The following is a 16,765-nucleotide window of genomic DNA, read 5'->3' on the forward strand; positions in this document are numbered from 1 at the left end:
ACCCCTAACCACAACTCATCGGCTGATTTTTCAACATCAGTCCGTTCGAACCTCCACGTAGTATCACCTACGCTTCATTCTGGTCATGGTTAGATCGCCAAGGTTCGGGTCTATCTCATGTTACTTAATGCCCTATTCAGACTCGCTTTCGCTATGGCTCCGGATATAAACTCCTTAACCTTGCAACATAAGATAACTCGCCGGCTCATTCTTCAACAGGAACGCTGTCACACTATTAATAGTGCTCCAGCTGGTTGTATGCTAACGGTTTCAGGTTCTATTTCACTCAGCTTCTCACTGTTCTTTTCGCCTTTCCATCACTGTACTCGTTCACTATCGGTCACTGACTAGTATTTAGCCTTTCCGCATGGTCGCGGAGGATTCAGACAGGGTTTCACGTGCCCCGCCTTACTCGGGATACTTACAAGAGACTGATTGCTTTCAATTACCGGGCTATCACCGTCTATGGCTCAACTTTCCAGTTGTATTCATTTAACAATCAATTTTGTAACTCTTTGAATATCCTGCAAGATATTCTGTAAGTCCCACAACCCACTATGCACAACAATTGCAGTTTATCACGTACATAATGTTTAGGCTCTTCCGATTTCGCTCGCCGCTACTTTCGGAATCATTAGTTTATTTTCTTTTCGTCCTGCTACTAAGATGTTTCAGTTCGCAGGCTTTCCTTCTCTTAGACTATGTATTCATCTAAGGATTCTAAGGTTTTAACCTTAGAGGGTTTCCCCATTCGGATTCCCACGGATCAAGGTTTCTTGTCAACTCCCCGTGGCTTATCGCAGACATGCGCGTCCTTCTTCGGCTGTCAGTACCAAGGCATTCTCCATTAGCACTTTGTAGCTTTACCTATGTAAGTAGTATTTCTACTACAAAACATTGATGATTACGTATATATTAGATATTTTTGATAACATTTTGTGTTTTCTTTTATCTCGTATACACTTTATAATTCTATGCAGTTGTCAATGTACAAACTAACTTGATTGATTTTATTCAATCTCGTCGTCAAGGTAATTAAACCCTGAAAGTAGAATATCTGAAAACATACCTATTAATTTAAGACTCCGCAATTTGGAAAATGAATTGTCCAAGTTTTAAAAACCAAATTGTTTCAACGTCTTCGACCTGGGATATGAAAAATAACTAGATTTTTCGTATCTCCCTAGAAAGGAGGTGATCCAGCCACACCTTCCGGTACGGCTACCTTGTTACGACTTCACCCCAGTCACCAACCCTGCCTTAGGAGACTGCTTCCTTACGGTTAGCTCACCTACTTCGGGCGTGATCGACTTCCATGGTGTGACGGGCGGTGTGTACAAGACCCGGGAACGTATTCAACGCAGCGTGCTGATCTGCGTTTACTAGCGATTCCGACTTCACGTAGTCGAGTTGCAGACTACGATCCGAACTGAGACTAGGTTTAAGAGATTTGCTCACTCTCGCGAGTTGGCTGCTCGTTGTCCTAGCCATTGTAACACGTGTGTAGCCCAGAGCATAAGGGGCATGATGATTTGACGTCATCCCCACCTTCCTCCGGTTTATCACCGGCAGTCTTATCAGAGAGCTCAATATCAGTATACCGATATTAGCAACTAATAATAGGGGTTGCGCTCGTTGCGGGACTTAACCCAACATCTCACGACACGAGCTGACGACAACCGTGCACCACCTGTCTTAACATTCTCCGAAGAGCACCCTCAACTTTCATCGAGGTTTGTTAGATGTCAAGCCCTGGTAAGGTTCTTCGCGTTGCTTCGAATTAAACCACATGTTCCACCGCTTGTGCGGGTCCCCGTCAATTCCTTTGAGTTTCACACTTGCGTGCGTACTCCCCAGGCGGGATACTTATCGCGTTAGCTACGGCACTGCAGGGGTCGATACCCGCAACACCTAGTATCCATCGTTTACGGCCGGGACTACTGGGGTATCTAATCCCATTTGCTCCCCCGGCTTTCGTTCCTCAGCGTCAATAATGGCCCAGTAAAGCGCTTACGCCACCGGTGTTCCTCCTGATATCTACGCATTTCACCGCTACACCAGGAATTCCCTTTACCTCTACCACATTCTAGCTTATCAGTATCCAGTGCTGAACCGAGGTTGAGCCTCGGGCTTTAACACCAGACTTGATATGCCGCCTACGAACGCTTTACGCCCAATGATTCCGGACAACGCTTGCACCCTCCGTATTACCGCGGCTGCTGGCACGGAGTTAGCCGGTGCTTCCTCTGTAGGTACCGTCATTATTCGTCCCTACTGACAGATCTTTACACCCCGAAGGGCTTCGTCAATCACGCGGCGTTGCTGCGTCAGGGTTTCCCCCATTGCGCAAAATTCCCTACTGCTGCCTCCCGTAGGAGTATGGGCCGTGTCTCAGTCCCATTGTGGCTGATCATCCTCTCAAACCAGCTACTGATCGTCGCCTTGGTGGTCCATTACACCACCAACTAGCTAATCAGACGCAGGCTCATCCTAGAGCACCGGAGTTTTCAAGATTGGTATCTCAACCAAGCTCATATGGGGTATTAGCAGTCGTTTCCAACTGTTGTCCCCCTCTCTAGGGCAGATTTCCTACGTGTTACTCACCCGTCCGCCACTTTCCACTAGAGCAAGCTCTAGCTTCTCGTTCGACTTGCATGTATGAAGCACGCCGCCAGCGTTCGTCCTGAGCCAGGATCAAACTCTCCATTGTCAGAAAAGTTTATGTCCATCATCACATCCTTGCGGATATGATTGCTCGACTTGCTTCTATTTTGTCCGTTTCATTTATTTCAAATCAACAGGTATATATCGTTTTCAGTATTCTGTTTTCAAAGTTCAATTTGTTTTTTGGACAGCAAATTTAGCTTCACTAAACTAATTCACCATTCCATCAAATCTTTATTTTATCTTTCATTCTGTCGTTTCCGACGTTTTCAAGTTTATCACTTCAAAGTTTAATGTCAACAACCTTTTTTATTTTATTTGAGATTTGTTTTCCACTCTCTCGTAGCGACATTTATTATCATACTTCAAAAATTTTGAGTGTCAACAATCTCTTTTTTATTTTATTTTCAGATTTTCGACTGTGTCTTATTCCAACGAATCTCGACTTTTTAGTGTTTGCCGTTTCAAGGGCAAGTTCTATATTATCACCACAAAGTTTAATGTCAAGCCTTTAATTTTTATCAAGATTAACATTCGCCGGGCTTCTCGGTATCATTCGCGATCACCGTGCCTCTCGGCTCACCTTGAAGTAGGTTTAACTTACTTCGTGGTTCCGTGACATTTACTTATCACATTTATTACTTTAACTCAAATATTTTCTGAAAACAACATGTCTTTTCAAGTTTTTTGTCTTTTTTTTTAAACTCTCTATTTACAGCTATTTTCGGGTTTACAAAAATTTATATCCTTGTATTTATTACCCATATAATATATTATAGTTTGTGATACATAGTTAATTGAAAGGCTTTTCTAATGGCTAGAATTATTCGCCCGACTTGGGCTATAAGATGCGTTCAATCAAGCTGCAGAACTCTTTTTGAAGTCGTTGCCCTTGAAGACGGTAAACAACAAGAAGTCATTTGCCCAAACTGTGGCGAACACTATCTTTATCCCCCTTTACCATCTGATGAACAAAACAATCAATAATATTTTTTGTCATGCTTTTCTATAATTCTGACAAAAGATATAATCAATTTAGCTCGCATTTAAAAAATCTCTTTGGAGAAAAAGTCTACAAAGTGACTTTAGATGCGGGTTTTACTTGTCCAAACAGAGACGGCTATATCTCTAAAGATGGCTGTATCTTCTGCGATGGCTCAGGTAGCTTCTCTCAACTGTATTCTAATAATCTATCGGTCAAAGAACAATTGGAAATCGGTGTTTCCACAATTAAAGACAGATTTTCTGCAAAAAAGTTCCTCGTTTACTTCCAAGCCTACTCTAACACGTACGCAGAGGTTTCCGTTTTAAAGAAAATTTATGACGAAGCTCTCTCTCATGAAGATGTCGTGGGCATCTCTATCGGAACCAGACCCGATTGCGTCGACGAGAAAAAGCTTGAGCTTATCGGCTCATACACAAAAAATTACTATACTTGGCTCGAATACGGTTTGCAAAGTATTCATGACAAAACCCTTAAATATATTAATAGGGGGCATGACTTTAAGTGTTTTGAAAAAGCATGCCAAATCACAAAAAAACATAATATAAATATATGTGCCCATGTTATTTTAGGACTGCCAAATGAATCAAAAAAAGACATGCTTGAAACAGCAAAGGTTCTCGGGGACATGGGAATAGACGGCGTCAAAATCCACATGCTTTGCGTATTAAAAAACACAAAACTTGCTGAATTATATCAAAATGGACAAATACACCTAATGAGCGAAGATGAATACGTTGAAACTGTCTGCGACTTTTTAGAGCTACTTCCACCTAACGTGGTTTTAGAAAGATTTGCCGGCAATGGTTTGAAATCTGAACGAGTCCAACCTTCTTGGCTTGAAAAAAAATGGGTGCTTATAAACAAATTAGATGCGGAATTTAAACGCAGAAACTCTTATCAAGGTGCCATGCTTATTAATGTGTAAGCTGTTTTTTTAATATTTGTAAGTCTTTTAGAGCTTTTTCATCAAGTAACTTCGGCTCGCCTAATAATTTAGAAAAAACTGCAACCTGTGCATAGGTTTCTGCTGTTTCAGTTTTATAAAAAGCATGACGTAGAGTTTTATCACCGCATATAATGCCATGATTTGCCATTAAAACTGCATCATAGCGAGCAAACAGCTTTGCTGTATTATCTACAAGCTCTTTTGATGACGGCATCGCATATTCTGCAATAGGAATTTTTCCAAAATACAAAACGTTCTCTGCCATTATTGGCATGTCCAAATCTTTATGGGCAACTGCAAACGTACACACATAAGGTGCATGACAATGAACAATAGCATTCAAATCAGGCCTTTTTTTATATATTGCCAAATGCAAAAAACTTTCTGATGAAGGATTTTTACCCTCTATTAATGGCTGCCCGTTGATGTCGACGAAAACCACATCTTCCATCGACAAATCGCCAAGTGCTGTACCTGTAGCGGTAACCAAAAAACCGTCGCCAAGACGCATGCTTATATTGCCTGATGTTCCTGATGTCAAATTCTTGAAATATAGTTTCTTTCCTATTTCAATAATTGCATTTTTTTCTTCTGTAAAATCCATTATGCCCCCATACAAACTTTTTTCTAATAATAACAAATTTTCATCACAAACGCCAGAAATTTGGTGTATCTGCTATAATAAACTTATGTTTATAAATAATATTCAGCTTAAAAATTATAGAAACTACGAGGATTTATCTATTGATTTGTCTTCAAAAAAAATCCTATTAATTGGCAAAAATGCTCAAGGCAAAACTAATCTTCTTGAGGCAATATATTATCTTTCCTCGCTGAACTCTATTCGAGCAAAAACTGATGCAGAATTAATAAAATGGGGCTCTCAATTCGCTTCGATAAAAGCTGGTTTCAACAAAAACGATATCGAAATTGAACTTGATATATTAATAAATCCGCCTAAGAAAAAAATCCTTAAAATTAACGGGCTCAAAAAAAGCAAATCGGCTGAATTTATCTCTTGCCTTTCTACTGTAAGCTTTTCTTCATCGGATTTATTGCTTTTAAGAGGTGCACCTGATGACAGAAGAAAATGGCTCGATTTAGCAATTAGCCAAATTTATCCTGCCTATATTGACAGACTCGCTAAATTCAACAAAATTCGCATCCAGAAAAATAATTATTTGAAATCTCTAAAAACAAATCTATCTTCTGATACTTCAATTTTAGATGTATGGAACGAACAATTCGCAATAGCAGGAAGCAATATTATATTTATAAGACTCAATTTTCTCAAGGAAATTCAGAAAATAGCAAATAAAAAACATTCTGAAATTTCAAAATCAGAAAACCTAAAACTTGAATACAACTCGACAATTTGCGGAAATGTTTTTGCTGATGAAAACAACACGCCAAACATCGAAGAAATATTAAAACAATTTAACGAAAATTTAAACCTAAAAAAACAAGAAGAAATCATTAGAGCCCAATCAGTCATTGGACCTCATCGAGATGATTTGTCATTTTACATCAATAATATCGACTCAAAAAAATTTGCATCACAAGGTCAACAAAGAACTATAGTCCTTGCACTTAAACTAGCTGAACTTCAAATTATAAAGAACAAAACAGGCGAAAATGCAATCTTGCTTCTAGACGATGTTTTGGCTGAGCTCGATAATCTAAGACAAAATTATTTGCTCGACGCAATTGGCGAAAATACTCAAACTGTTATTACCTCTGTCGATACACTGCATTTTGACAAAAAATATTTGGAAAACGTAAAAATATACACAATAGACTCCAATGAAAATGGAGCCTTTATTACAAAAAATCAAAACATTTAAAAAGCACCTTCATAAGAAAGTGCTTTTTAATCATTGCTTATTTAACTTACTAGAAGTTTAATCCGCCTTCTCTCGCCGCATCAGCTAAAGCTGCAACACGACCATGATAAACGAATCCGCCTCTGTCAAAAACGACATCTTTAACGTTTTTTGCAATCGCTTTTTTAGCCAAAGCTTCACCGACAACTTTTGCAGAATCAATGTTTCCACCGTGAGCCAATTTTTCTTTCAAATCCTTATCGATTGAAGAAGCTGCACATATTGTAACACGTTTTACATCATCAATGATTTGAGCATAAATGTGCTTTGTACTTCTGTAAACTGCTAATCTCGGAGCTTCTGTAGTTCCTTCAATTTTAACTCTTATTCTTTTATGTCTTTTTTGAGCTTGTGCTTTTCTGTTCTTAATTGAAATCATTTTTATTTCCTTTCACCAAAACCTTCTTGCGTTTTACAAGGGTTTATATTGGCAATTTTAATTATACATATTATAAATTGATAAACTATATCACTTTAAAACCTATTTTTTACCTGTTTTACCGGCTTTTCTTCTGATATGTTCACCTTCGTATTTAACACCCTTTCCTTTGTAAACTTCAGGAGGACGTTTTGATCTGATTGCAGCTGCAACATCACCGACTGTTTGTTTATTCGAACCGGTTACTGTGATTTTTGTATTAGCTTCAACTGCGATTTTGATTCCTTGAGGTGCTTCGATATTAATCGGGTGAGAATAACCTAAAACTAAATTCAAGGTATTTCCTTGCATTGCGGCTCTATAACCTACACCAACAATTTCAAGTTTTTTCTCAAAACCATTTTTTACACCATTAATTGCATTTGCAACCAATGTTCTTGACAAACCGTGAAGTGAACGGCACAATCTTGATTCATCAGCTCTTGTGACAATGACATGGTTGTCTTCTATTTTTAATGAAATTTCCGGTCTTACTTCTACTTCTTCAGTCCCTAAAGGTCCTTTAGCTGTAATTTTTTGACCATCAATTTTTACATCAACGCCTGATGGAATTTCAACAGGCAATCTTCCTATACGTGACATTTTTTCTCCTTTTGGTATATTTTACTAATTTATTATACTTGAGTTTTTCTACCGATTACACTCAAATATCGGGCTTATGTACTATTTACAGGTAACTTCACTACCAAACGTAGCAAAGGATTTCACCGCCTAATTTTTCATTTTTTGCTTTTCTGTCAGTTAACAAGCCTTTACTTGTACTGATAACAGCAATTCCCATACCACCCAAAACTTGTGGAAGATCTTTAGATTTTGAGTAAGTTCTCAAACCCGGTTTAGAAATTCTTCTTAAGTTTGTGATTACTGGTTTATTTTTCTCATCATATTTTAATTCAATGTTTAAAACCTTAAATTTGCCTGATTCATCAACTGAATAACCAGCTATGTAACCCTCATCTTTAAGTAATTTAGCAAGTTCAACTTTAAGTTTTGAACTTGGCATTTTAACATCTTTATGAGAAACAATATTTGCATTTCTAATTCTTGTTAGCATATCTGCTATTGAATCTGTAGTCATTTTTGTATCCTTTATCTACTTACTAAACGTTTTGTTTTTATGGCGACTGAAGATATTAAAACGAAAATACGTTTATAACCTCAAGCCTCCCTGCTCTAGCAGTATATCCAAAGGCAATTGAAAATTAAAAGTCTAACTTTTTCAAGTATTCTTAATAATTACCAACTAGCTTTAGTTACGCCGGGTAATAATCCTCTGTGAGCCATTTCTCTTAAGTGAATTCTGCAAAGACCGAAATCTCTATGGAATCCGTGAGGTCTACCACAAATAGAACATCTGTTGTGAAGTCTTACTGTAGGATATTTTCCTGCTGCTGCAAGAGCTTCTCTTCTTTGTTCTTTGTTTATCATTGCTTTCTTAGCCACGTGTTACTCCTTTGTTATTTTTTAAATGGCATACCGAGCTCTTTTAGCAAAGCTCTAGCTTCTTCATCTGTTTTAGCAGTTGTAATTATTGAAATATTCATACCTAAAACTGTATCGATTTCATCGTATGAAATTTCAGGGAACAATGATTGTTCTTTCAAACCTAATGTATAATTTCCTCTGCCATCGAAACTTTTTGAGCTTATACCTCTAAAGTCACGAATTCTCGGAAGAACTACACAAATAAGCTTTTGCAAGAAGTCATACATTCTTTCGCCACGCAAAGTAACCATACAACCAACCGGTGAACCTTCTCTTAATTTGAAAGCAGCGATTGATTTTTTAGCCTTTGTAGCTACAGCTCTTTGACCTGAAATTTTAGTCAATTGAGCCACGATTGCTTCAGCTAACTTTGAATTGTGACTGGCTTCACCAACGCCCATATTTACAACGACTTTGTTTAACATAGGAATTTGATGAATATTTTCATATTTGAACTGTTCTTGCAATGCAGGTTTTACATCTTCATTGTATTTTGTTCTTAAATTTTTTGTTGTTGTCATTTTTATTTTTCCTTCGTAGAATGTATCTTCATTTTACTACAAAAATAAGATACCCATACCTATACATCTAATTGTTCGCCACATTTTTTACAAATGCGGACTTTTTTATCACCTTTGACTTCGAATTTAACTCTTGTAGCTTTTTCACAAGATGGACAATATAGCATAACTTTTGATGAGTCCATTGCTGCTTCCATCTTTATTAAACCGCCTTGTACGCCTGCCATCGGATTTGGTTTTGTTGCCTTTGTAATCATGTTAGCACCTTCAACAATAACTTTGTTTTCAGATGTAACAATTTTCTTTACATTGCCAACTTTGCCTTTATCTTTACCTGAGATAACAACCACTTTGTCACCTGTTTTAACATGCAAATCGTGTTGTTCTACGGGTTTTTTTACTCTTTTCATTTCGATTCTCCTATATAACCTCTGGAGCAAGAGAAATTATTTTCATAAAGTTTTTATCTCTAAGCTCACGGGCAACAGGTCCGAAAACACGAGTGCCTCTCGGGTTGCCGTCTTTGTTAATAATTACTGCTGCATTTTCATCAAATCTGATTACTGATCCGTCTTGTCTTTTGATATCAGCTTTAGTTCTAACAACTACTGCTCTAACTACATCAGATTTTTTAACAGTCATGTTTGGTGTAGCATCTTTTACAGTTGCTACTATAACATCTCCTACACGTGCATATTTTCTGTTTGAGCTACCCATTACACGAATGCATAGAAGCTCTTTGGCACCTGTATTATCTGCTACTTGTAATCTGGTTTCTTGTTGTATCATTTTTATTCATCCTTTGGATTAACTTAACTCTTCAGCTAAACTATTTAGCCTTTTGAATTACTTCAACAACTTGCCAACGTTTGTCACCAGACATTGGTTTTGATTCAACTATTCTGACTACATCACCTTCGCCACAAGTGTTCTCAGGATCATGAGCCTTATAGTTTCTTGTTGTTTCGATAATCTTTTTATATTTCGGGTGAGGATTAAATTCAGCTACCTTTACAACAGCTGTTTTATCCATTTTGTCACTTACGACAACACCTTGTTTTTCCTTTTTAGGCATTTTGTTCTGTTACCTCTTAATTATTTTGTTACTTGTTTTTCTTTAATTACAGCTTTTGCTTGTGCAATTTTAGTCTTTAAATTACCGATTTCAGCGGTATTTTCCAACTTTTGCAAAGATTTTTGAACTCTCAAATCAAATAATTGTTTTTTGAAATCAACTACTGCTGTTTGTAGTTCTTCAACTGTTTTTTCACGCATTTCTTCTAATTTCATTGTCATCACCTATTTCTCAACGACTTTTACTTTAATTGGAAGTTTTTGAGCTGCTAATTCAAGAGCATTAACCGCAACATCTCTTTCAGAATATTCTAATTCGAACATAATTCTGCCCGGTTTTACTACTGCTACCCAATATTCCGGTGCACCTTTACCTTTACCCATACGAGTTTCAGCTGGTTTTGCCGTAATCGGTTTATCCGGGAAAATTTTTATCCAGACGTTTCCGCCTCTTTTTATTTCACGAGTCATTGCTCTTCTTGCAGCTTCTATTTGTCTGCTTGTAATCCATGCTGGTTCACAAGCTTGCAAGCCGTAGCTGCCGAACTCAAGTTCTGTACCTCTGGTCTCAGAACCATTCATTCTTCCTTTCATCTTTTTACGATATTTTGTCTTTTTGGGCATTAACATGGTTGTTTTTCGCTCCTAATTATTTTTTTACTAATTTATTCTTTTTCAGATGGGGTTTCAGCTTTTGCTTGGGTTGATTGAGCTTGAGCTCCACGTTTTTTTCTTCTGCCACCTAGTGATTTTTCTTCACCATTTGCAGATTTTTTCATCTTAACGTTTGCATCTGCTTGTTCACCCGGCATTAAATTGCCCTTGAAAATCCAAACTTTTACGCCGATTTTACCCATCATAGTATCTGCTTCAGCGAATCCGTAATCTACATCTGCTCTTAAGGTTTGAAGAGGAATTCTTCCCTCTTTTACCCATTCTGAACGAGCGATTTCATTTCCGCCAAGTCTTCCTGATACCATGATTTTGATACCTTGAACACCTGATCTCATTGTTCTTTGAACAGCTTGTTTCATTGCTCTTCTGAATGCAATACGTTTTTCTAATTGCAATGCAATTGACTCAGATACAAGTTGTGCATCTGCATCAATTCTAGCTACTTCAACAACGTCTATTGTAACGGTTTTGTTGATTAGTTTTGATACTGAGCTTCTTAATTCTTCTATGCCTTGTCCACCACGTCCTACTACGATACCTGGTTTAGCAGTAACAATCGTAATAATTACGTTTTGAGCTTTTCTGGCAATTTGAATTCTTGAAATGCCTGCTGTATATAATTTTTTCTTTATAAACTTTCTGATTTTCGCATCTTCTGCTAAGAACTCTGGGTAATTCTTTTTAGCAAACCATGTGCTTAACCAGGGTTTAATGATTCCTACTCTGAATCCTGTTGGATGTGTCTTTTGTCCCAAAGTTATAGCCTCCTATATTGTCTTTGTAACTGTTACTGTCAAATGAGATGAACGTCTTAGTCTCTTGTATATTCTACCTTGAGCTCTCGGTTTACCTCTTTTGAGGGTTGTACTTTCGTCAGCGAAAATTTCAGAAACTTTTAGTGTATCCGCAGTTGCACCAAATTTTTCTGATGCATTAGCAACGGCAGCAACTATATTCTTTTCGACCACTCTTGCCGCAAAATATGGCATGAATTTAAGAATTTTTATAGCTTCTGATGCTGATTTGCCTCTAACTTCGTTTATTACTCTACGTAATTTACGAGCGGGCATTCTTATATCTGTTTGTTTTGCCTTAGCTTCCATAGTTATTTCCTTTTCGCAGTTTTATCTTGACCAGCGTGACCTCTATATAATCTTGTTGGCGCAAATTCGCCTAATCTGTGGCCAACCATTTGTTCTGTTACAAATACAGGAACGTGTGTTTTACCGTTATGAACAGCTATTGTATGTCCCAACATATCAGGAACTATCATAGATGCTCTAGACCAAGTTTTTACTACTTTCTTCTCTCCTGCTGCATTCATCTTTGTGATTTTAGTTTGAAGAGCTTCTTGTACATATGGGCCTTTTTTTAGTGAACGAGCCATTCATTATCTCCTTTATTAGCGTTTCTTTCTTGCTCTGACTATGTACTTGTCAGACGCTTTGTTAACTTTTCTAGTCTTTGCACCAAGTGCCGGTTTTCCCCAAGGTGTCTTAGGATGTCCGCCGGGACCTGTTTTTCCTTCACCACCACCGTGTGGGTGATCGCAAGGGTTCATCGTAACACCTCTAACGGTAGGTTTGATACCCATATGACGTTTACGACCGGCTTTTCCGATTTTCATGTTCTTGAATTCAGCATTGCCGAGTACACCGACAGTTGCTAAACATTCTTTTCTTATCATTCTCATTTCTGAGCTTGGTAATTTGATTGTTACATAATTGCCTTCTTTAGCCATCAATTGAGCACTTGCTCCTGCTGTTCTGACTAATTGAGCTCCCATTCCCGGAATCATTTCAATATTATGAACCATTGTACCTAACGGTATCAATTCTAATGGCATTGCGTTTCCGACTTGGATTTCTACTCCAGGACCTGAAATGATTTTATCTCCGACATTCAAACCGTGAGGTGTTAAAATGTAGGTCTTTTCTCCGTCTGCATATACAACTAATGAAATTCTTACGTTTCTGTTTGGATCATATTCGATTGTTTTTACAACACCTTCAACACCAAATTTATTACGTTTGAAGTCAATGATACGATATGCTTGTTTATGTCCGCCACCTTTATGACGACAAGTTATTCTTCCTGTATTATTTCTACCGGCTTTCTTTCTGATTGGCATCAAAAGTGATTTTTCGGGGGTAGACGTAGTGATTTCAGCGTAATCACTTTTTGTCATTCCTCTTTGTCCGGGAGAAGTTGGATTTATTTTTCTAATACCCATTGTATTATGCTCCTATTAGTTCTTCTATTGGTTCTCCGTCAATAGTAACGATAGCTTTTTTACTAGATTGAGTTCTACCTACGGAATAGCCCATTCTCTTTTCGTGAGATGGCATGTAAACTGTTCTTACTTGCGTTACTTTCCTTCCAGGGAAAGCAAGTTCAACTGCTTGAGCTACTTCTACTTTTGTTGCGTCTTTGACTACTTCAAAAGTGTATTGATTCATTGTAGTTGCAGTCATTGATTTTTCTGTGATTATAGGTCTCTTTATGATATCGTATAATCTTTCTTTATTTTGTTTCATGTTACTCATTATTTTGATAACCTCTCAGTTATTTCGTTAATAGCTGCTTCTGTAAGGATTACGTTATCAGCTTCTAGTAAGTCTTTTACGTTTAGGTTTGAAGGTATAATTATTTTTACGCTTGGGATATTTCTTGCAGCTAGTTCTAAACAACCGTTTTCTGCTGCTTTTACATCAGCAATAATTAATACTTTTCCTTCAACTTTTAATGCCTTCAATGAATCCATCATCAATTTAGTTTTTGGTTCAGTAATTTCTGAAAAATCTTTAACTAAAATTGTATTTTCGACTCTTGCAGATAAAGCTGATTTAAGTGCAAGTCTTCTTGCTTTTTGAGGCATTGAGAAAGCGTAGCTTCTTGGTTTTGGACCAAATACAACACCACCACCTGCAAACAATGGTGATCTGATTGAACCGGCTCTGGCTCTACCTGTACCTTTTTGTTTCCAAGGTTTTCTTCCGCCGCCTGCGACTTCTGATCTTGTTTTTGAATTAGCACTACCGGCTCTGCCGTTGTTCAACTGCCTTCTGACAGCCATATGCATTACGTGCAAATTTGGCTCAACTCCAAATACCTTTTCGTCAAGTGTAATTTGTCCGACTTGCTTTCCGCTTGTGCTTAATATTGAAACTTCTTTTGTCATTTTTTCATTTCCTTATTAACTTGATTTTTGGAGTTAGTTCCATTTAACTCTTGATGGGACTACTGTTACTAATTTACCTTCAGGTCCCGGAACTGAACCTTTTACTAACAATAAGTTGTTATCGCTATCAACTTTTACTACTGAAAGTTTTGTAATAGTAACTCTTTCGTTACCCATGTTGCCTGCCATTTTTTTACCTTTGATAACACGGCCCGGAGTTGTACCTGCTCCAATTGAACCCGGTTCTCTATGGTTCTTTGAACCATGTCCCATTGGTCCTCTTGAGAAGTTCCATCTCTTTACGGTACCTTGAAAACCTTTACCGATTGATTTAGCAGTTACATCAACTTTTGCTATATCGTTCAATAAAGTTAAATCAATAGCTTGTCCAACTTTAAATTCTTCAGGATTTTCTACTCTGAATTCTTGAAGATGTCTATAGTTTTCTAATTTATTTTTTGCAAAGTGACCAATTTCAGCTTTTGATAAATGTTTTTCCTTTGCCGGTACAACACCGACTTGGATTGCATTATAGCCATCAGAATCAACTGTTTTTACTTGTGTTACAGTCAATGGGTCAACTTTTATTACTGTGACTGGGATTGCAAGTCCTTGTTCATCAAAGACTTGAGTCATTCCTAGTTTTTTTCCAATTACGCCTAGAGTCATTTCTTACCTTTCTACTTGTGAGCGCTACGTTACTCTGAGTTTTGCCTCGTAGTTCACATTCAATTTATAGCGGGGGCATTCCCTTTTATATTAAATTGTAATGTGTGTATAAACTATCAATTATAGTTTAACTTCAATATCTACACCAGCCGGTAGATCCATTCTACTTAGCTCTTCTGTCGTTTGTGCTGTAGGATCATAGATATCGATAATACGCTTGTGAGTTCTCATTTCAAAGTGTTCTCTTGATTTTTTATCGACGTGGGGTGATCTTAGCACGCAGTAGATGCGTCTTCTTGTTGGTAGAGGAATAGGTCCTGCTACTTTGGCATCTGTTCTTTTTGCTGTTTCAACGATTTTTTCTGCTGAAACATCAATAAGTTTATGGTCATAAGCCTTTAAGCAAACTCTAATTCTTTGTCTTGTGCCATTGCTCATAATTTCTTCTACTTTCCTTTTTACCTTTAAATCACCTAACACACTTGAATCACTGATTTCATGCCTGTCTTCACCCTTTCGGGCTAAAACTTTAAAAAATTAAATCGCATAAATTTAATGTTTCCAGTGCGTCCAGTAATTCAAATGTATATTAAACATGATTACCCGTCAATCACTAATTTTTGGAAAAGTGTATTTTTCTTAATATTTCTTTATTCATGCAAAAAGCAGGTATTACATGGGCTTTGGCAATCGAAAATTACATCACAATTCTTTGATTAAGGTGTTGTAAAGATTATTAGGCAAAAATGCAGAATCTTTCGCTTTGTATAACTTTATTCAAAATCAACAACAAAATACCTTAAAGTTTAGAATACATCTGTTTTTGTCGGGTTTTTGAATTTTGTTATATTTGACTGGAAGAGCAACGGAACCATGCCGATAGGACCGTTTCTGTGTTTTGCAATAATAAGTTCAGCTTTCCCTTTGTTGTCAGCTTCATCCTTGTTGTAATATTCGTCACGATATATGAACATAATGATATCAGCATCTTGTTCAATTGCACCTGAATCTCTCAAATCTGACATCATCGGGCGTTTATCGGTTCTTGATTCAACGGCACGGGATAATTGAGAAAGTGCAATTATAGGAACTTCAAGTTCTCTTGCTAATGTCTTCAATCCTCTTGAAATTGCTGAAATTTGTTGGTTTCTGTCATTCGGGTTTGAACCTGCTCCGCCTTCCATCAATTGAAGATAGTCAATAACTATCAAACCGAGATTTTTTTCTTCCATCGCTAGTCGTCTGCATTTTGCTCTTATATCCATTACGGTTATTGAGCCCGTATCGTCAATATATATAGGAGCGTCTGCAAAACTATTCATTGATGTTGTCAATTTTTCCCAGTCTTTTGGCTGCATGTGACCTGAGTTCAATCGTTGCATATCGACTTCGGCTTCAGAACATAACATTCTTTTTACAAGCTGTGACTTAGGCATTTCTAAAGAAAATACCGCAACTGCTTTTTCACCACGCAAAGCAACATTTTGTGCTAAATTTAACACAAAAGCTGTTTTACCCATTGAAGGACGAGCTGCCAATATTATTAAATCTGACTTTTGAAGACCTGCCGTCATTCCATCTAAATCATAAAATCCTGTAGGAACCCCTATCAATTCATCTCTATGGTTATATCTATATTCAATTTGCTCATAACTTGATAAAACCAAGTCTTTCACGGGAGTTAAATCTGTTGTATGTTTTTCTGCTGCGATATTAAAAATCAATTTTTCGGCATTATCCAAGGTAGCCTCAGTTGAGCCGTTATCGTATGCCATTGTAACAATGTCAGAGCCTGCATTTATCAATGCCCTTTTAATAGCTTTTTCCTGAACAATCTTGGCATAAAACTCAATATTTGCAGTTGTTACGACATTTAACGCCAAATCATTTATATACGCACGGCCGCCTACAATTTCAAGCTTATCATTTTCTCTTAAAAACTCTGAAACCGTGACAATATCAATAGCCTCGTTTCTCGCAAAAAGGCTCAAAACTGCATCATATATAAATTTATTTGCAGGTTTATAGAAACTTTCAGGCTTTATCATTTCAACAATTCTCGATAAAACCATCGGATTGGCAAGAACCGCTCCTAAAATAGCTTCCTCCGCCTCAATACTTTGAGGAGGCAATTTTGAAAGATTACCCTCTTGTATATTTGCTAATTCTGTTGCCAAAGGTTATTCCTCTCGTGCATTCATACACGTTTATAAATTTCGTCC

Annotated in this window: 23 protein-coding genes and 2 rRNA genes; 3 read left to right on the forward strand and 22 right to left on the reverse strand. The window is 37.3% G+C overall.

Annotation, left to right across the window (positions count from 1 at the left end):
• Both PHV37_03065 and PHV37_03070 read right to left on the reverse strand, forming a co-directional pair.
• Positions 1-868 (reverse strand): 23S ribosomal RNA (locus PHV37_03065); the annotation flags it as partial.
• Between the two features lie 319 nt (positions 869-1,187).
• A 16S ribosomal RNA gene (locus PHV37_03070) occupies positions 1,188-2,710 on the reverse strand.
• 767 nt (positions 2,711-3,477) lie between these two features.
• On the opposite strand from PHV37_03070, the gene PHV37_03075 reads away from it, so the two are divergent.
• Positions 3,478-3,651 carry a hypothetical protein gene (locus PHV37_03075; protein ID MDD3237059.1) on the forward strand — a complete coding sequence of 58 codons (174 nt, stop codon included), beginning with the start codon at positions 3,478-3,480 and terminating at the stop codon, positions 3,649-3,651.
• An 11-nt stretch (positions 3,652-3,662) separates the two neighbouring features.
• The gene (locus PHV37_03080) at positions 3,663-4,595 is read left to right on the forward strand and encodes a TIGR01212 family radical SAM protein (GenBank protein MDD3237060.1); all 933 of its coding nucleotides are present in this window, start codon (positions 3,663-3,665) and stop codon (positions 4,593-4,595) included.
• Here the strand turns inward: PHV37_03080 and PHV37_03085 are convergent.
• Positions 4,585-5,220 (reverse strand): class II aldolase/adducin family protein, encoded by a 636-nt coding sequence (locus PHV37_03085; protein MDD3237061.1) that lies wholly within the window; start codon positions 5,218-5,220, stop codon positions 4,585-4,587. The two genes, PHV37_03080 and PHV37_03085, sit on opposite strands and share 11 nt — an antisense overlap.
• An 85-nt stretch (positions 5,221-5,305) precedes the next feature.
• Here PHV37_03085 and recF point away from each other — a divergent pair, with 85 nt between their 5' ends.
• The gene (gene recF, locus PHV37_03090; GenBank protein ID MDD3237062.1) at positions 5,306-6,460 is read left to right on the forward strand and encodes a DNA replication/repair protein RecF; all 1,155 of its coding nucleotides are present in this window, start codon (positions 5,306-5,308) and stop codon (positions 6,458-6,460) included.
• A gap of 49 nt (positions 6,461-6,509) precedes the next feature.
• On the opposite strand, the gene rplR is transcribed toward recF, so the two are convergent.
• The 19 genes from rplR to dnaB form a co-directional block, all read right to left on the reverse strand.
• Positions 6,510-6,878, reverse strand: coding sequence for a 50S ribosomal protein L18 (gene rplR / locus PHV37_03095; GenBank protein ID MDD3237063.1), 369 nt, complete (start codon positions 6,876-6,878; stop codon positions 6,510-6,512).
• Positions 6,879-6,980: 102 nt separating this feature from the next.
• The gene (gene rplF, locus PHV37_03100; protein MDD3237064.1) at positions 6,981-7,520 is read right to left on the reverse strand and encodes a 50S ribosomal protein L6; all 540 of its coding nucleotides are present in this window, start codon (positions 7,518-7,520) and stop codon (positions 6,981-6,983) included.
• Between the two features lie 100 nt (positions 7,521-7,620).
• The gene (rpsH, locus tag PHV37_03105; protein ID MDD3237065.1) at positions 7,621-8,016 is read right to left on the reverse strand and encodes a 30S ribosomal protein S8; all 396 of its coding nucleotides are present in this window, start codon (positions 8,014-8,016) and stop codon (positions 7,621-7,623) included.
• 158 nt (positions 8,017-8,174) lie between these two features.
• Complete coding sequence (locus PHV37_03110; protein MDD3237066.1) at positions 8,175-8,381, reverse strand: type Z 30S ribosomal protein S14; 207 nt, start codon at positions 8,379-8,381, stop codon at positions 8,175-8,177.
• A gap of 14 nt (positions 8,382-8,395) precedes the next feature.
• Complete coding sequence (gene rplE / locus PHV37_03115) at positions 8,396-8,944, reverse strand: 50S ribosomal protein L5 (GenBank protein MDD3237067.1); 549 nt, start codon at positions 8,942-8,944, stop codon at positions 8,396-8,398.
• 59 nt (positions 8,945-9,003) lie between these two features.
• Complete coding sequence (rplX, locus tag PHV37_03120) at positions 9,004-9,354, reverse strand: 50S ribosomal protein L24 (GenBank protein MDD3237068.1); 351 nt, start codon at positions 9,352-9,354, stop codon at positions 9,004-9,006.
• Between the two features lie 10 nt (positions 9,355-9,364).
• Positions 9,365-9,733: a 50S ribosomal protein L14 gene (gene rplN, locus PHV37_03125; GenBank protein ID MDD3237069.1), complete on the reverse strand. Its 369-nt coding sequence runs from the start codon at positions 9,731-9,733 to the stop codon at positions 9,365-9,367.
• A gap of 40 nt (positions 9,734-9,773) precedes the next feature.
• Entirely contained in the window at positions 9,774-10,019 is a 246-nt protein-coding gene (gene rpsQ, locus PHV37_03130; protein MDD3237070.1) for a 30S ribosomal protein S17, read from the reverse strand.
• A gap of 20 nt (positions 10,020-10,039) precedes the next feature.
• Positions 10,040-10,234: a 50S ribosomal protein L29 gene (gene rpmC / locus PHV37_03135; GenBank protein MDD3237071.1), complete on the reverse strand. Its 195-nt coding sequence runs from the start codon at positions 10,232-10,234 to the stop codon at positions 10,040-10,042.
• Between the two features lie 9 nt (positions 10,235-10,243).
• Positions 10,244-10,648 carry a 50S ribosomal protein L16 gene (gene rplP, locus PHV37_03140; GenBank protein MDD3237072.1) on the reverse strand — a complete coding sequence of 135 codons (405 nt, stop codon included), beginning with the start codon at positions 10,646-10,648 and terminating at the stop codon, positions 10,244-10,246.
• A gap of 35 nt (positions 10,649-10,683) precedes the next feature.
• Positions 10,684-11,448 (reverse strand): 30S ribosomal protein S3, encoded by a 765-nt coding sequence (gene rpsC, locus PHV37_03145; protein ID MDD3237073.1) that lies wholly within the window; start codon positions 11,446-11,448, stop codon positions 10,684-10,686.
• A gap of 12 nt (positions 11,449-11,460) precedes the next feature.
• Entirely contained in the window at positions 11,461-11,796 is a 336-nt protein-coding gene (gene rplV, locus PHV37_03150) for a 50S ribosomal protein L22 (GenBank protein ID MDD3237074.1), read from the reverse strand.
• A 2-nt stretch (positions 11,797-11,798) separates the two neighbouring features.
• Positions 11,799-12,080 carry a 30S ribosomal protein S19 gene (gene rpsS / locus PHV37_03155; GenBank protein ID MDD3237075.1) on the reverse strand — a complete coding sequence of 94 codons (282 nt, stop codon included), beginning with the start codon at positions 12,078-12,080 and terminating at the stop codon, positions 11,799-11,801.
• Positions 12,081-12,095: 15 nt separating this feature from the next.
• Positions 12,096-12,926 carry a 50S ribosomal protein L2 gene (gene rplB, locus PHV37_03160; GenBank protein MDD3237076.1) on the reverse strand — a complete coding sequence of 277 codons (831 nt, stop codon included), beginning with the start codon at positions 12,924-12,926 and terminating at the stop codon, positions 12,096-12,098.
• A gap of 4 nt (positions 12,927-12,930) precedes the next feature.
• Positions 12,931-13,239: a 50S ribosomal protein L23 gene (gene rplW, locus PHV37_03165; GenBank protein ID MDD3237077.1), complete on the reverse strand. Its 309-nt coding sequence runs from the start codon at positions 13,237-13,239 to the stop codon at positions 12,931-12,933.
• On the reverse strand, positions 13,239-13,874 hold the full coding sequence (gene rplD, locus PHV37_03170) for a 50S ribosomal protein L4 (GenBank protein MDD3237078.1): 636 nt from the start codon (positions 13,872-13,874) through the stop codon (positions 13,239-13,241). The genes rplW and rplD overlap by 1 nt, the downstream gene beginning before the upstream one ends.
• A 33-nt stretch (positions 13,875-13,907) precedes the next feature.
• Positions 13,908-14,543 (reverse strand): 50S ribosomal protein L3, encoded by a 636-nt coding sequence (gene rplC / locus PHV37_03175; GenBank protein ID MDD3237079.1) that lies wholly within the window; start codon positions 14,541-14,543, stop codon positions 13,908-13,910.
• Between the two features lie 120 nt (positions 14,544-14,663).
• Positions 14,664-14,981 carry a 30S ribosomal protein S10 gene (rpsJ, locus tag PHV37_03180; protein ID MDD3237080.1) on the reverse strand — a complete coding sequence of 106 codons (318 nt, stop codon included), beginning with the start codon at positions 14,979-14,981 and terminating at the stop codon, positions 14,664-14,666.
• 368 nt (positions 14,982-15,349) lie between these two features.
• Positions 15,350-16,720: a replicative DNA helicase gene (gene dnaB / locus PHV37_03185; protein MDD3237081.1), complete on the reverse strand. Its 1,371-nt coding sequence runs from the start codon at positions 16,718-16,720 to the stop codon at positions 15,350-15,352.
• Positions 16,721-16,765 lie beyond the last annotated feature (45 nt).

The organism is Candidatus Gastranaerophilales bacterium (assembly GCA_028693235.1).
Classification (GTDB): domain Bacteria; phylum Cyanobacteriota; class Vampirovibrionia; order Gastranaerophilales; family Gastranaerophilaceae; genus JAQUVW01.